Here is a 14,135-nt window from a genome sequence, read left to right as displayed (position 1 = left end):
GCCCGACGGCGGAGCTCGCCCCCGTGCGCACAACCACCCGGGACCGTCCCCGGGTGAGGGGCACGAGGAGGCGCCCTACGACGTCGGGCCTCGCTCTTCCCCCACGGTCGTGGGGGCGGGTCTTCCTCCGGGAGCACCGTGCGCGTCGCGCGGTTGCCGGACCAGCACGCCGGAGGGCGGTTCGCTGGTCCTCTGGACCGTTCTCAGTTCTACCACGGCGTCACCGCCCGAGCACCAGGGTGCCTGGTCCTGGACGCACGAGTGCCCCCGACCGAGACGGTCGGGGGCACTCGTTCAATGATCAGCTACGCCCGGAGGCGAGTGAGATCAGAGCGGGCGGATGTTCTCCGCCTGCGGGCCCTTGGGGCCCTGCGTCACGTCGAACTCGACGCGCTGGTTCTCCTCGAGCGAGCGGAAGCCCTGCGTCTGGATGGCGGAGTAGTGCGCGAACACGTCGGCGCTGCCGTCCTCAGGTGCGATGAAGCCGTAGCCCTTTTCGCCGTTGAACCACTTCACGGTTCCCAATGCCATGGGGATCTCCTTCTAGAGTTTCAAACAGCTCCATGATCTGGAGCCGAACATCACGGTGTTCGTCGTCAACTCTTGGGTAACAAGGTTCGCGGTGGCATGGGGCCGTTGCGCAAGGACAAGCGAGGCACTGCAATCTCACCGGCTACGGTACAGGGGTTACTCCGACTGTGCTAGCCCTGATGCTAACGATTGAAGTACGCGTGTCCGCCAACCAGGCCAGGGCCGAGCAAATCGGGCACCGTCACGAGCGTGTAGCCCGCGGCCCGCAGGCCGTCCACGATGCCCGGGACGGCGTCCACGGTGGAGCCGTGGATGTCGTGCATCAGGAGGATCGCCCCAGGTCGGACGCCTGCGAGAGCCCGCTCGGTCGTCATGGCGGTGTCCTTGTTCTTCCAGTCCTCGGTGTCGACGTCCCACAGGATCGCCGGCTCGTTCCGCTGGGAGAGGACACTCGTCACAGTGTCGCTCGTCGCGCCGTACGGAGGGCGAACGAGCGTCGGTCGGACGCCCGACGCGGCCTCGACCGCGTCCGCCGTCGAGGTCAGCTCGTCCGTGATCTGGTCGGTGCCGAGCTTCGAGAGGTCGGGGTGGGACCAGGTGTGGTTGCCCACCGCGTGCCCCTCGGCGACCTCGCGACGGACCAGGTCGGGATGCGACTTCACGGAACGGCCGACGAGGAAGAACGTCGCCCTCACCTGCTTCTCGGCGAGCGTGTCGAGCAGTCGGGACGTGTGCTTGCCCGGGCCGTCGTCGAAGGTCAGGGCCACGCACCGCAGCACCGAGCAGTCGGGGGCGCCGGACGGGTCGGGCGCGACGGGCGGGGTCACGGGCGGCGGCTCGACGGGGGGCGGTGCGATGCCCATGAACGGGGCGCCGCTCGCCGCGACGTCCGCGATCTGCTTCCCGACGGCGGACAGGGCCGTCCGGGTCGCGTCGGGCTCGATGCGCACGGCCAGCTCTCCGTCGGAGCGGGCAGAGACCAGGCCGGGCGCGAAGACCAGGGTCGCGGCGCCGTCGGGCCCGAGACGCACGTCCCGGAACGTGTCCTCCGACGAGGGCACCGGCTCGTCGAACCCCAGACCGGCCGAGGCGAGCGCCGCGTCGACCCACTGCGCGGCCTGCGTGCGTCCGTCGGCCGTGAAGAGGTCCGACGACCACGTCGTGGTCGCGCGAGGGAGGTCGGTGTAGAACGTCTGGGAGCCGACCTCGCCGTTCGCCCCGCCCGTGAAGGCGTACGTCGTGGCACGCACCCCCAGCACGTCGCCCTGCGCGAGCACCAGGTCCCACCCGACGTTGAGCTCGTTGCCCACCCCGTCCGGGTCGATCGCGGCGTCGTACGCCTTCTCGGTCGCGTCGACGAACCGGCCGAAGGCGTGCGAGAGGGAGCGCTCCCCAGGGATCGAGACCGTCGAGATCGAGCGCGCGTCACCGGCGTCCGCGGTCGACTCCTGGTGGATCTCGAGGTTCTCGACCGAGGCCGGGTCCAGGACCGCCGGCGGGTCGACCCGCTCGGCGGGGACCGGGGTCTGCGTGGGTGACGGGGCGCCCGTGGGGGAAGCCTCCCCGGACGGGTCCGCAGCGGCGCGCGTCAGGTAGAACGTGACCCCTGCGGCGACGACCAGGAGCGGCACGAGCACGGCGAGGACCCAGACGGCACGGTTCCGCGGGCGCGCGGGAGCGGAGCCGCCCGGCGTCTGGTCGTGGGTCGGAGGAAGGGACTGGGGCACCAGACCACCGTGCCACCCGCACCCGGTGCGCGTCGCGACCGGCACGGCGGATGAGAGCAGCGCCACAGTCGTCTTCAGCACCCTCGTGCACGGTCGTCGCAAGGGCTCCACAGCCTTCACCTCTCGGCCACCGAGGGACTTCCCCCCGCGTGCCCGTCCGCCGTCGCAGGGACGGGTGGTGCCCACCGTGCGCGCCGGGGTAGAACTGGACGATGGTCTCTCCCGCGCAGGTTCCCGACGTCGTCCTCAACAACGGCGTCACCGTCCCGCAGGTCGGGCTCGGCGTCTTCAAGGTGCCCGACGACGCGACCCAGCAGAACGTCGAGCAGGCGCTCGAGTCCGGCTACCGGCACATCGACACCGCGGCCGGCTACTACAACGAGGCCGGCGTGGGTGCCGCGCTGCGCGCGAGCGGCCTGCGCCGCGACGAGATCTTCGTGACGACCAAGCTCCGCAACGGCGACCAGGGGTACGAGTCGGCCCTGCAGGCGTTCGAGGACTCGCGGGAGGAGCTCGACGTCGAGGTCGTGGACCTCTACCTCGTCCACTGGCCCGTCCCCAGCAAGGACCTCTACGTCGAGACCTGGCGGGCGTTCGAGAAGCTCTACGCCGACGGCGCGGCGCGGGCGATCGGCGTCTCCAACTTCCTGCCCGAGCACCTCGCGCGCCTGCTCGCCGAGACCGACGTGGTGCCGGCCGTCAACCAGATCGAGGTCCACCCGACCTACCAGCAGCGCGCGACCCAGGCCGCGACCCGGGCCGCCGGGATCGCGGTCGAGGCGTACTCGCCGCTCGGCCGCGGAGCGGACCTCGACCACCCCGCGGTCGCCGCGGCCGCCGACGCCCACGGCGTCACGCCCGCCCAGGCGATCCTGCGCTGGCACGTCCAGAGCGACCGGATCGTGATCCCCAAGTCGGTGGACCCCGAGCGGCTCGCGACGAACATCGACCTGTTCGGGTTCGAGCTCTCGCCCGACGAGGTCGCGGCGATCGACGCGCTCGACTCCGACGCCCGGCTCGGCTCCGACCCCGCGACGGCCGCGTTCTCGCAGTACCCGTCCTGACCCGGTTCGCCGGGCATCTGCCGCTCCTGTGCCGGATCGAGACGTTCCCGTGACGGCGCCGTAACGAGGGACGGAGTCTCGTGTAACGGCGCCCGCGTACGTTCCAGGCACTCAGGTCGCCGGACCGGGGGCCCGGGACCACGGGCGCCTTGTCCGGTTCGCCGCGTGTGAGTCCCTGGTTGCAATTGTGCATCTGGGGTTTCGCGCTCGTCCGACCTGTGCCATCGTCAGCACGATATTCAGTGCTGAATATTCAGGTGATCCACCGCGGGTGCGAGGTCTCTGAGCACCCGGGTGCGATCTGGCGCACGGAGGTTCGGAATGCAACGCACAGCACGTCGAACGACGGGTGGACTGGCTCTCGCGCTGGCAGCCACCCTCGCCATCACCGCATGCGGCACCCAGTCTCAGGGGGACGACGGAGGATCGACGGAGACGTCGAGCGAGACAGGGTCGGCCGATCTCAAGATCGTGCCGTCCGTCCAGATCGACATCGACGGGGCCGAGGTCCCGGTCGAGACGTCGGGCGACCCCGTCGACCCGGCCGGCGACGGCGCGGCCGAGTGTGCCGAGGGCACCTCGATCGCCATGGCCGGTGCTCTGACCGGCCCCAACGCGGCGCTCGGGCAGAACATCCTCTACGGCGCCAAGGTCGCGGTGGACGCGTTCAACGCCGCGAACGCAGGCTGCCAGGTCACGATCAAGGAGTTCGACACCGAGGGCGACCCGCAGAAGGCGACCCAGGTCGCCCCGCAGATCGTCGGCGACGCGAGCATCATCGCGCTCCTCGGCCCGGCGTTCTCCGGCGAGACCTCCGCGACGGGCGACGTCTTCAGCCAGGCGGGCCTCCCGTCGCTGTCGGCGTCGGCCACCAACCCCGACATCACCAAGAACGGCTGGAAGACGTTCTTCCGCGGTCTCGCGAACGATGCGGTCCAGGGCCCGGCGGTCGCCAAGTACATGGTGGACACGCTCGGGTACGAGAAGGTCTGCGTGGTCCAGGACAACTCGGACTACGGCGTGGGTCTCGCGAAGGAGATCACCGCGGGCCTCGGCGACGCGGCCGACGACTCCTGCTCGGCCGAGGTCAAGGTCGGCGACAAGGACTTCGCGGCCGCGACGCAGCTCATCTCGAGCTCCGACGCGGACGCCGTCTTCTACGCGGGCTACTACGCCGAGGCCGCGCCGTTCGCGCAGCAGCTGCGTGACGCGGGCGTCGACATCCCGTTCGTGTCCGCGGACGGTACCAACGACCCGCAGTTCGTCACGCAGGCGGGCGCGGCGTCCAAGGGCGCGATCCTGTCCTGCCCGTGCGGTCCGGCTCCCGACGACTTCGCGGCCGCGTACGAGGCGCTCAACGGTCAGGCCCCGGGCGTCTACTCGGTCGAGGGCTACGACCTGGCGACGATCATGCTCACGGGCATCGCGTCGGGCGTCACGGACCGTGCCGGGATGCTCGACTTCGTGACGAACTACGACGGTGAGGGCCTGGCCCGCACCTACAAGTGGGACGACACGGGCGAGCTCTCGTCCGCGCTGATCTGGATCTACGAGGTCCAGTAGCCGGTCGGCGCCTGCCTGCCCGCAGCGCCGCCCCCTTCCCGGTCGAGCACGGCCGGGCCGGGGGCGGTGTCGCCTGACGGCAGCCGCCGAGCGGACCGCGGTGCGCCCGCCCTCCTCGCGGGGCGGACGCACCGCGGTCGGCCGACCGCCCTCCCACCGGCTTCAAGGAGCAGCATGTCGATGCTCGTCCACGGCGTCCTCGCCGCCGACCCACTCATCGGATTCGACCTCGCGGCGCTGGGCCGCAACTTCTGGGCCCTCACCGTCGACGGCCTGACCTACGGCGCGGTCTACGCGCTCGTCGCGGTGGGCTACACGCTCGTCTACGGCGTGCTGCGCCTCATCAACTTCGCCCACTCCGAGATCTTCATGCTCGGCATGTTCGGGCAGTACGCCACGCTTCTCGCCCTGGGCTTCTACCCGAGCGGCGACGCGTTCGACAAGGGCATCCTGCTCACGGTCCTCTACCTGGGGATCGCGATGATCGGCGGCATGGTGGTCGCGGGAGGGGCCGCCGTCGGGCTCGAACGCGTGGCCTACAGACCCCTGCGCAAACGTGGGGCCCCGTCGCTCGTCTTCCTCATCACCGCGATCGGCGCGTCGTTCGTGATCCAGGAGTTCGTGCACTTCGTGCTCCCGGCCCTGACGGGCGGTGAGCTGGGCGGCGTGAACGCCGAGCAGCCGATCCGGCTGGTCGAGCCCGAGGTCCAGTTCACGCTCTTCGGCGCCAACGTCACCAACGTGACCCTCATCATCATCTTCTCGGCGCTGATCCTGGCGCTCGCGACCGACATGTTCATCAACCGGACCAAGTTCGGTCGCGGCATCCGCGCGGTCGCGCAGGACCCCGTGACGGCGACCCTCATGGGGGTCTCGCGCGAGCGCATCATCATGCTGACGTTCCTCATCGGCGGCGTCCTGGCCGGTGCCGCGGCGCTGCTGTACACGCTGCGCGTCCCCAACGGGATCATCTACTCGGGCGGCTTCATCCTGGGGATCAAGGCGTTCTCCGCGGCGGTCCTCGGCGGGATCGGCAACCTGCGCGGGGCGCTGCTCGGCGGCCTGCTGCTGGGCGTCATGGAGAACTACGGCCAGGTCGTGTTCGGCACCGAGTGGCGCGACGTGGTCGCGTTCGTCCTGCTGATCGTGGTCCTGATGTTCCGTCCGACCGGCATCCTCGGCGAGTCCTTGGGGAGGGCGCGAGCATGAGCACCAGCACTCCTGCGGAGAACGACGGCACGACCCAGCCCGTGCGCCCCCGCCCCGAGCTCCCGCCCGCGGGTCAGACGCCCGTCGCCCAGCGCCCTCACGGCGGGCTGGGGGACCGGTTCCGGCTGTGGTGGGACGCGCTCGCGCGGCCCGCGCAGTGGGGGGTCGGGGTCCCGTTCATCCTGTTCGTGGCCCTGCTGCCGATCCTGAACATCCCGGTCCTGACCACGGTCGGCACCAACTTCGGGGCCGTGATGGCGCAGTTCGGGATGTACGCGCTCATCGCGATCGGTTTGAACGTCGTGGTGGGGCAGGCGGGTCTGCTCGACCTCGGCTACGTGGGCTTCTACGCGATCGGCGCGTACACGCTCGCGATCCTCACGAGCCCGGACAGCCCGTGGAACGTGACCCAGCCCGAGGGCTGGCTGTCGGACGACTGGGCGTGGCTCGCGATCCTGCCCGTCGCGGTCGCGATCACGGCCATGTCGGGCCTGGTCCTGGGGTCCCCGACGCTGCGCCTGCGCGGCGACTACCTCGCGATCGTGACGCTCGGCTTCGGTGAGATCGTGCGTCTGCTCGCGGACAACCTCGACGAGATCACGGGCGGTGGCCAGGGCCTCAAGTCGGTCGCCTACCCGCGGCTCGGCGTGACCGAGGAGCTGCCCAACGGCGTGTTCTCGGCGGGCAACGTCGGGACGACGCTCAACTCGGGCGTGTGGTGGTTCTGGCTGTCGCTCGTCTTCATCATCATCTCGCTCATGCTCGTGGGGAACCTCGAGCGCTCGCGCGTGGGCAGGGCGTGGGTCGCGATCCGCGAGGACGAGGACGCGGCCGAGATCATGGGCGTGCCGACGTTCCGGTTCAAGCTGTGGGCGTTCGTCATCGGGGCGTCGATCGGCGGCGTCTCGGGCGCGATCTACGCGGGCCAGGTGCAGTTCGTCATCCCGACGAACTTCAACATCATCAACTCGGTCCTGTTCCTGTGCGCGGTCGTCCTCGGCGGCCAGGGCAACAAGCTGGGCGTGATCCTGGGGGCGTTCATCATCGTGTACCTGCCGAACTTCTTCCTGGGGCGCACGTCCCTGTTCGGCATCCCGATCGACGGCAACGAGATCGCGAACTACAAGTACCTGTTCTTCGGGGTCGCGCTCATGGTGCTCATGATCTTCCGGCCGCAGGGGCTCATACCCGTCCGGCAGAAGCTCCTCACCTACGGGCGTGAGCTGTACGTCGCGGCGCGCCGCACGCTCGCCAAGATGCCCGACGGCGGCCCGCAGGCCGCGTACGCGACGGCCGCTCCGGCGTCGGGCACGGGGAGCGGGACGGACGGCCCCGCCGGGAACGGCGCCGGGGAGCACGACGAGACCACCGACGGGGGGAACCGATGAGCAACGATCCTGGTGGCATGGGGGCCGGCGGCGACGTCGGCGACGCGCACCTGTCGCTGTCCGCGGACGCGGGCGAGCCCATGGCCGAGAAGTACCTGCCCGGTGCCGGGCTCGCCGAGCCCGTGATGGTCGACGTGACCGAGGTGCGGCCCGAGCTCGCGGACTCCGCGCTGGTCGACGCGATCGTCGCGGCCGACCGCACGGTCCGCACCGAGGTGGGCGAGCCGCTGCTGCGCATGGAGGACGTGTCGGTCGTGTTCGGCGGCCTGACCGCGCTGGACTCGGTCTCGTTCGACATCCGGCGCGGAGAGATCTTGGGGCTGATCGGGCCCAACGGGGCCGGGAAGACCACGGCCTTCAACGCCATGACGGGCGTCTACCGGCCCACCAAGGGCCTCGTGCGGTTCGACGGGCAGGTCCTGGGGAAGGCCAAGCGCAACCAGATCACGCGCCTCGGCATCGCCCGGACCTTCCAGAACATCCGTCTCTTCAACGAGATGACGGCCCTGGAGAACGTCGTCGTCGGGACCGACGCGCGGCACCGGACCTCGGTGCCCGGAGCGCTGCTGCGCACCAGGAGGCACCGGCAGGAGGAGCGCGACGCGATCGACCGGTCCATGGCGATCCTCGAGTTCGTCGGGGTCGGGGCGCGTGCCACGGAGAAGGCGCGCAACCTGTCCTACGGCGAGCAGCGGCGCCTGGAGATCGCGCGGGCGCTCGCGACCGAGCCCAAGCTGCTGTGCCTCGACGAGCCCGCGGCCGGCTTCAACCCGGCGGAGAAGGAGGCCCTCATGGACCTCATCCGCCACATCCGCGACGACGGGTACACGGTCCTGCTCATCGAGCACGACATGCGCCTCGTGCGGGGCGTGACGGACCGCATCGTGGTGCTCGAGTTCGGCAAGGTCATCGCCGAGGGCACCCCCGAGGACGTCACGTCCGACCCCAAGGTCATCGCCGCCTACCTGGGCGTACCCGACGAAGAGCTGCCCGAGGGAGACGCAGATGCCCCTGCTTGAGATCACGGACATGACGGTCGCCTACGGGCGGATCGAGGCCGTGCGCGGAGTGTCGATCACGGTCGAGGAGGGCGAGCTCGTGACCCTCATCGGGGCCAACGGCGCCGGGAAGACGACGACCATGCGTGCGGTCTCGGGGATCCGGCCGCTGTCGCGCGGGAAGATCGTGTTCGACGGCAAGGACATCACGCGCATGAAGCCGCACCTGCGGGTCCTGGAGGGGATCGTGCAGGCGCCCGAGGGGCGTGGGATCTTTCCCGGCATGACGGTCCTGGAGAACCTCGAGATGGGGGCCTACGGGCGCACGTTCGAGAACAAGGCCGTGCACGACGAGACGCTGGCCCGCGTCTTCGAGCTGTTCCCGCGGCTCGAGGACCGCACGTCGCAGGTGGGCGGGACCATGTCCGGGGGTGAGCAGCAGATGCTCGCGATCGGGCGCGCGCTCATGGCGCGGCCCCGGCTCATGCTGCTCGACGAGCCGTCGATGGGCCTGGCGCCCATGGTCATCCAGCAGATCTTCCGGATCGTCTCGGAGATCAACGCGCAGGGCACCACGGTGCTGCTCGTCGAGCAGAACGCGCGGCAGGCGCTGTCGCGCTCGCACCGCGCGTACGTGCTCGAGACGGGGGAGGTCGTGCGTTCCGGGGGCGGCCGGGAGCTGCTCGCGGACCCGAGCATCAAGGAGGCGTACCTCGGGGTCGCGTGAGCGGGGGCCCGCCCCCTGTGCACACTGTCCCCAGGTCTGTGGATAACTTTGTGGACAGGCATGGGGACAACGTGTGGAGCACGGTGTGGACGGGCGTGGACAGGCGCGGCCGACGGTCCCCTCAGGATCCCAGGCGTTCCTTGGCCGCCAGGACCCGCAGCACCGCAGAGTCGACCTTGGCCGCGAAGGCGGGGTCGGCCTGCGCGCGCTCGACGAGGGCCGTCGCCATCTCGGGGACCACGGTCGGGTCGGCCGAGGCGAGCACCATGTCGCCGCCCGCGGCGATCGTCAGGACCGCCCGATCGCCCGGGGACCATGCCTGCACCTGCTCGGCCTTCGACACGTCGTCGGTGATGACGACGCCCCCGAAGCCGAGGTCGCCGCGCAGCAGCCCGTCCACGACCACGGGCGAGAACGCGGCGGGGAGGCTGCCGTCGATCTGGTCGTAGATCGCCGTCGACGTCATGACGAACGCCGCGCCCGCCTCGATCCCCGACCGGAAGGCCGCGACCGACGGGTCGTCGCGTGTCGTCGCGGCGTCGCGGACGTCCGCCGTCGTGTCGGTGTTGCCCCCGACGCGGCCCAGCCCCGGGAAGTGCTTGATCGCGACGTCGACGTCGTTCGCCTCCATGCCCGCGCTGAACGCGTTCGCGTGCGACGTCACGGTCTCGACCCCGAACCCGTAGTTCCGCTCGAAGTACCCGATCGGCGCGTTGGTCGCCGCCGTCTCGGGGCTCGTCACGACGTCCATGACGGGAGCGAGGTTGAGGTCGATCCCCGCGTCCGCGAGCTCCTTGCCCCACGTCGTGGCCTGGTTCTGGAGATCCGCAGGGGCGAGCGCGGACTGCTCCATGGCGCTCGGCATGTCGGAGAAGCCGGGCCCGCGGAGCACCTGGACCTCGCCGCCCTCCTGGTCGGTCGAGACGAACATCGGTGTCCCGTGCGTCGTCTCGTCGGACACCAGGGCCGTGAACGAGTCGACGAGGTTCTTCACGCGCACCGACCCTGCCTGGGTGCGGCCCGCGAGGAACACGTTGCCCACGTGGTGCTGGTGCACCGCGTCGTAGCTCGCCTGGTCGATCTTCCCCACGTTCACCCCGACCATGAGGAGCTGGCCCACCTTCTGCTCCAGGCTCCACCCGGCGAGGGGGTCCGCGGCGTCGGTGGTCGGGTCGGGGGTGGGGGGAGGGGTGGGCGTCTCGGTCGCGGTGGGGCTGGGCGTGCCCGACGGCGGAGCGCTCGTCGGGGAGGGCGTCCCGCCCCCCGGGGAGCACGCGGCGAGCAGCAGGACGGTGGTGAGCAGGGCGGCGCTCGTGGCGCCTCGACGGGACGACCTCATGCTTCGACCCTAGGACGGTTCCCGGGTGCACCGCGTCGCAGGGTGGCGCCGGAGGCGTGTTCTTCGCGTCACGTGCCGGGGTGCCGGGTGCTCCGGTACCGAGCATGATGCGCTCGATCTGGGTGGTGGGGCGGTCGGGGAGTCGGAAGGTGCCGGCGGTGAGACATGACGCGCCGGCCAGCCGCCCGACCGCCGCTGGTGTCTCATGAACGGTCGTTCCTGAGACGGCCGGGATGTTCACTCAAGTGTCGATGAGCGTGTCGTGGCCAGTCGTGATCGATCTGTCGCCCTGTCTGGCCGGCACAGAACGCTGGCGCGCGTCAGGCGCCGATGTGCGCTGCGCGCAGGGCGGAGACGGCTGCTTCGATCGCGTCGGGGCCGTCGCCGATGTCGGGCGCGTAGGCGCGGGTGGAGGGGTCGAGTCGCCCTCCCAGGTGTGCGAGCTCGACCAGGAGCGGCATCGCCGCCAGTCCGAGTTCGGTGAGCGAGTACCTGCCCTGCTTGCCGCGGGCGGTCTCGGCCTTCGTCAGGAGGCCCTGATCGACGAGGTCGGCCAGGCGGCGCGACAAGACAGGCGCGCTGATGCCCTCCTGACTGCCGGTGAGCAGCTCGCGGAAGGACCGCCGGTCGTGCAAGGCGATGTCACGCAGGATCAGCAGGCTCCACCGATCACCGAGCAGCTCCAGGCTGCGATTGATCGGGCACGACGATCGCGGTTCGGAGATCATCGCCCTCCATCCAGGTAGTTGCACTTCGTGATCACTCACTCTACGCTGAAACCAAGCAGTAACACAATGCAACTACTTGGCTGGTTTCGGCCGGCCCGAGGAGACACGATGAAGGCCTTCGTCCTGGAGACGTACGGAAAGCCGCTCCGGGCGGTCGAGATGCCCGAGCCGATGCCGGCCCCGCACGAGGTTCTCGTGCGGATGGTCGCGGCCGGGGTCAATCACGCCGACGAGCGCACCCGCATCGGCGAGTTCAAGGCCGTCTTCCACCTCGACCTGCCCAAGGTCATGGGTGGAGAGCTCTCCGGCGAGGTCATCGCCGTCGGTGAGGACGTGACCGGCTTCGGCCCCGGTGACCGGGTCTACGGCTACACGGGCGTCGTCGGCATGGGCTCCTGGGCCGAGGTCGTCGCCGTCGACGCCGCCGCCCTGGCACCCGCCCCGTCGAGCATCCCTCTCGTCGACGCTGCCGCCCTGCCCGTCGTCGCCCTGACCGCATGGCAGGCGCTCGTCACCCTCGGTCAGGTCCGGCCGGGGCAGACCGTCCTCGTGCACGGCGGGGCCGGCGGAGTCGGCTCGGCCGTGATCCAGCTCGCCAAGCACCTGGGTGCCACCGTCGCCACGACGGCGTCGGCCGACAGCGCCGACCTCGTCAGAGCCTTGGGCGCCGATGTCGTCATCGACTACCGCAGCGAGGACTTCGTCGACCGGCTCGCCGACACCCCCGTCGACATCGTCGTCGACACCCAGGGCGGCGACATCACCACCCGCTCCCTGCGTGTCCTGCGTCGCGGCGGCCTCGTCGTCGGGATCGCCGGGACACCCGACCCGCACCTGGCCGATCAAGCCGGCGCGGGACGCGTCGTCAAGGCCGCGCTCGCCGTCCTCAGCCTCCGCCTGCGGCGGCAGGCCCGGCGCCTCGGCGTGCGCTACCGGTTCCTGTTCATCCAGCCCGACGGCGAAGCCCTGGCCGCGACTGCCGGTCTCGTCGATGACGGCGTCCTGCGCCCGGTCGTCGACCGCGTCCTGCCTCTTGACGACACCCTGGTCGCACTCGATCAACTCCTCGCTGGTCGAGCTCGCGGCAAGATCCTCGTCACCACGACCTCCGAGGAGGACGCCAACCATGCCTGACGCACCCGCCACCCCGACGGGCCATCGCACCCGCGAGACCGTCGGCTGCGCAGCACGAGCGATGACCTGGGTCACCGCCCCCACCCTCCATCTGGACGTCGCCGGCGACACCCTCGCCTACCGCGAGCTCGGCGCCGACGCAGGCACACCGGTCCTGCTCCTCACCCACCTGGGTGCCACCCTCGACGAGTGGGACCCGCGCGTCGTCGACGCCCTGGCCGCTGGTCGCCGCGTCATCGCCGTGGACCTCCCCGGAGTGGGCGGATCGACCGGCACCGTCCCCCTGACCGTCCAGGGCATGGCCGACGCCGCGCGCGCGTTCGTCGCCGCGCTCGACCTCACCAGGATCGACCTGTTCGGCTTCTCGCTCGGCGGGTTCGTCGCGCAGCAGGTCGCCCTCGATGATCCCGGACTCGTGCGGAGGCTCGTCCTCACCGGCACCGGGCCAGCGGGCGGCGCCGGGATCGACCACCCCACCGGCGGCGCCTACATCTACGTCGACATGGTCCGCGCCGCGCTCGCCCGCACCGACGTCAAGGAGTTCCTCTTCTTCCCCCGCACGCCCGCAGGCAAGGCCGCTGCGAAGGACTACCTCACGAGGATCCGCGAACGCGTGACGGACCGCGACGACCCCATCACTCTGACCGCATTCCGGCGCCAGATCACCGGCATCAAGGCCTGGGGCCGCCAGCAGCCGCAGGACCTTGCCGCGATCACGGCGCCGACGCTGATCGGCAACGGTGACCACGACCGCATGGTCCCCACCGCGCTGTCCCGCGACATGCTCGCCCGCATCCCCGACAGCACCCTCGCCATCTACCCGGGATCAGGCCACGGCGGCGTCTTCCACCACCATCGCCACTTCATCCCCACGCTCCTGGCACACCTCGACGCCTGACCCCAGACCCCCGTGCACCAGTACGACGTCGACGGTCAGCCGCCGAGCGCGCGAGACACCCCGACAAGTACCCCTGCGGGAACATCGCCAATGAGCGCTGTGATTCACAGGGCGACGGGGGCCTTGCGGGGAGCCGCGGGGGGGAGGGGAGCGGCCGGGCGTCAGCTGGCGAGGTGTCGGCCCACGGGGTCGGGGGTCGCGATCGGCCGGCCGACGGTCAGGGCGTCGCGCATCGCCGGGTCGAGGTCGGCGAACACCGCGTCGGCCTGCGTCCCGGTCGCGTCCAGGACCGAGCTGAAGAAGCAGCGCGCCGACGCGGCCAGGATCACGTCGAGGATCTCGCCGTCGTCGAGCCCGAGGTCGCGCAGCTCGGTGAGGTCGGGCTCGGTCATGTCGGCGGCCCCGGCCGCGACCTTGTCCGCGAGGTCCATGACGGCGCGGTCGATCGGCGAGAGCTGGACGGTGTCGTGCCCCTCGGCGACCTCGCGCACGGCGTCGGCCCCGACGTGGTGGTCGGCGAGGACCGCGCCGTGCGCGAGCGCGCAGTACGTCGACCGGAGCCGCAGCGCCGCCGCGAGGGTCGCGAGCTCGTACCGGCGGGGCGACATGGACGCCTTGATCGCGCCGTTGAGCCCGATCCACGCGTCGAGCACCGCGGGCCGGTTCGCGAGGAGCCGCGTGAGGTTCGCGACGTACCCCAGCGTCTCGTGGTCCTTCGCGAACGCTGCCGCGACGGCGCCGCTGGGCTCGCTCTCGTCGGCCTCTCGGATCCAGCTCATGGCAGGTCTCCTTCCCGGGCGGCTGTGCGCTCGCGGTAGGGAGCGCCGCG

13 protein-coding genes and 1 riboswitch are annotated in these 14,135 nt (G+C 70.9%); of the genes, 8 read left to right on the top strand and 5 right to left on the bottom strand.

Annotation, left to right across the window (positions count from 1 at the left end; genetic code table 11):
* Positions 1 to 87 precede the first annotated feature (87 nt).
* Positions 88 to 199, bottom strand: a riboswitch (SAM riboswitch).
* A 128-nt stretch (positions 200 to 327) separates the two neighbouring features.
* Both WFH32_RS14505 and WFH32_RS14500 read right to left on the bottom strand, forming a co-directional pair.
* Positions 328 to 531, bottom strand: coding sequence for a cold-shock protein (locus WFH32_RS14505; RefSeq protein ID WP_030152390.1), 204 nt, complete (start codon positions 529 to 531; stop codon positions 328 to 330).
* A gap of 182 nt (positions 532 to 713) precedes the next feature.
* Entirely contained in the window at positions 714 to 2,258 is a 1,545-nt protein-coding gene (locus WFH32_RS14500) for a polysaccharide deacetylase family protein (RefSeq protein ID WP_336708049.1), read from the bottom strand.
* Positions 2,259 to 2,470: 212 nt separating this feature from the next.
* Between WFH32_RS14500 and WFH32_RS14495 the strand changes: the two genes are divergently transcribed.
* The 6 genes from WFH32_RS14495 to WFH32_RS14470 all read left to right on the top strand — a co-directional run bounded on the left by WFH32_RS14495 (position 2,471) and on the right by WFH32_RS14470 (position 9,207).
* Positions 2,471 to 3,322, top strand: a complete 852-nt coding sequence (locus WFH32_RS14495) for an aldo/keto reductase (protein WP_336708048.1) — start codon at positions 2,471 to 2,473, stop codon at positions 3,320 to 3,322.
* 321 nt (positions 3,323 to 3,643) lie between these two features.
* Positions 3,644 to 4,885, top strand: a complete 1,242-nt coding sequence (locus tag WFH32_RS14490; RefSeq protein WP_191794539.1) for a branched-chain amino acid ABC transporter substrate-binding protein — start codon at positions 3,644 to 3,646, stop codon at positions 4,883 to 4,885.
* A 174-nt stretch (positions 4,886 to 5,059) separates the two neighbouring features.
* Entirely contained in the window at positions 5,060 to 6,094 is a 1,035-nt protein-coding gene (locus WFH32_RS14485; protein WP_191789974.1) for a branched-chain amino acid ABC transporter permease, read from the top strand.
* The gene (locus WFH32_RS14480) at positions 6,091 to 7,482 is read left to right on the top strand and encodes a branched-chain amino acid ABC transporter permease (protein ID WP_336708047.1); all 1,392 of its coding nucleotides are present in this window, start codon (positions 6,091 to 6,093) and stop codon (positions 7,480 to 7,482) included. The genes WFH32_RS14485 and WFH32_RS14480 overlap by 4 nt, the downstream gene beginning before the upstream one ends.
* 125 nt (positions 7,483 to 7,607) lie before the next feature.
* The gene (locus WFH32_RS14475; protein WP_225227649.1) at positions 7,608 to 8,501 is read left to right on the top strand and encodes an ABC transporter ATP-binding protein; all 894 of its coding nucleotides are present in this window, start codon (positions 7,608 to 7,610) and stop codon (positions 8,499 to 8,501) included.
* Positions 8,488 to 9,207, top strand: a complete 720-nt coding sequence (locus WFH32_RS14470) for an ABC transporter ATP-binding protein (protein WP_056653240.1) — start codon at positions 8,488 to 8,490, stop codon at positions 9,205 to 9,207. Before WFH32_RS14475 ends, WFH32_RS14470 begins: the two co-directional genes overlap by 14 nt.
* Positions 9,208 to 9,328: 121 nt before the next feature.
* Here the strand turns inward: WFH32_RS14470 and WFH32_RS14465 are convergent, their stop codons facing one another.
* Both WFH32_RS14465 and WFH32_RS14460 read right to left on the bottom strand, forming a co-directional pair.
* The gene (locus WFH32_RS14465) at positions 9,329 to 10,546 is read right to left on the bottom strand and encodes a glycoside hydrolase family 3 N-terminal domain-containing protein (protein ID WP_336708044.1); all 1,218 of its coding nucleotides are present in this window, start codon (positions 10,544 to 10,546) and stop codon (positions 9,329 to 9,331) included.
* A 320-nt stretch (positions 10,547 to 10,866) separates the two neighbouring features.
* Positions 10,867 to 11,274 (bottom strand): winged helix-turn-helix transcriptional regulator, encoded by a 408-nt coding sequence (locus tag WFH32_RS14460; protein ID WP_336708042.1) that lies wholly within the window; start codon positions 11,272 to 11,274, stop codon positions 10,867 to 10,869.
* A 108-nt stretch (positions 11,275 to 11,382) separates the two neighbouring features.
* On the opposite strand from WFH32_RS14460, the gene WFH32_RS14455 reads away from it, so the two are divergent.
* Together WFH32_RS14455 and WFH32_RS14450 are read left to right on the top strand one after the other, a co-directional pair.
* Entirely contained in the window at positions 11,383 to 12,408 is a 1,026-nt protein-coding gene (locus tag WFH32_RS14455) for an NADP-dependent oxidoreductase (protein WP_191794535.1), read from the top strand.
* Positions 12,401 to 13,306 (top strand): alpha/beta fold hydrolase, encoded by a 906-nt coding sequence (locus WFH32_RS14450; RefSeq protein WP_336708041.1) that lies wholly within the window; start codon positions 12,401 to 12,403, stop codon positions 13,304 to 13,306. Before WFH32_RS14455 ends, WFH32_RS14450 begins: the two co-directional genes overlap by 8 nt.
* A 161-nt stretch (positions 13,307 to 13,467) precedes the next feature.
* Here the strand turns inward: WFH32_RS14450 and WFH32_RS14445 are convergent, their stop codons facing one another.
* Positions 13,468 to 14,085 (bottom strand): carboxymuconolactone decarboxylase family protein, encoded by a 618-nt coding sequence (locus WFH32_RS14445; RefSeq protein WP_336708039.1) that lies wholly within the window; start codon positions 14,083 to 14,085, stop codon positions 13,468 to 13,470.
* Positions 14,086 to 14,135: the final 50 nt, after the last annotated feature.

Source organism: Oerskovia sp. USHLN155 (assembly GCF_037145535.1).
Classification (GTDB): Bacteria; Actinomycetota; Actinomycetes; order Actinomycetales; family Cellulomonadaceae; genus Oerskovia; species Oerskovia rustica.
The sequence above is the reverse complement of the archived record's forward strand: the minus strand, read 5'-3'. Positions and strand labels throughout refer to the sequence as shown.

Coding starts and splice junctions, on each gene's coding strand:
- WFH32_RS14505 (WP_030152390.1), bottom strand. CDS start 531: ATGGCATTGGGAACCGTGAAGTGGTTCAACGGCGAAAAGGGCTACGGC.
- WFH32_RS14495 (WP_336708048.1), top strand. CDS start 2,471: ATGGTCTCTCCCGCGCAGGTTCCCGACGTCGTCCTCAACAACGGCGTC.
- WFH32_RS14490 (WP_191794539.1), top strand. CDS start 3,644: ATGCAACGCACAGCACGTCGAACGACGGGTGGACTGGCTCTCGCGCTG.
- WFH32_RS14485 (WP_191789974.1), top strand. CDS start 5,060: ATGTCGATGCTCGTCCACGGCGTCCTCGCCGCCGACCCACTCATCGGA.
- WFH32_RS14480 (WP_336708047.1), top strand. CDS start 6,091: ATGAGCACCAGCACTCCTGCGGAGAACGACGGCACGACCCAGCCCGTG.
- WFH32_RS14475 (WP_225227649.1), top strand. CDS start 7,608: ATGGTCGACGTGACCGAGGTGCGGCCCGAGCTCGCGGACTCCGCGCTG.
- WFH32_RS14470 (WP_056653240.1), top strand. CDS start 8,488: ATGCCCCTGCTTGAGATCACGGACATGACGGTCGCCTACGGGCGGATC.
- WFH32_RS14465 (WP_336708044.1), bottom strand. CDS start 10,546: ATGAGGTCGTCCCGTCGAGGCGCCACGAGCGCCGCCCTGCTCACCACC.
- WFH32_RS14460 (WP_336708042.1), bottom strand. CDS start 11,274: ATGATCTCCGAACCGCGATCGTCGTGCCCGATCAATCGCAGCCTGGAG.
- WFH32_RS14455 (WP_191794535.1), top strand. CDS start 11,383: ATGAAGGCCTTCGTCCTGGAGACGTACGGAAAGCCGCTCCGGGCGGTC.
- WFH32_RS14450 (WP_336708041.1), top strand. CDS start 12,401: ATGCCTGACGCACCCGCCACCCCGACGGGCCATCGCACCCGCGAGACC.
- WFH32_RS14445 (WP_336708039.1), bottom strand. CDS start 14,085: ATGAGCTGGATCCGAGAGGCCGACGAGAGCGAGCCCAGCGGCGCCGTC.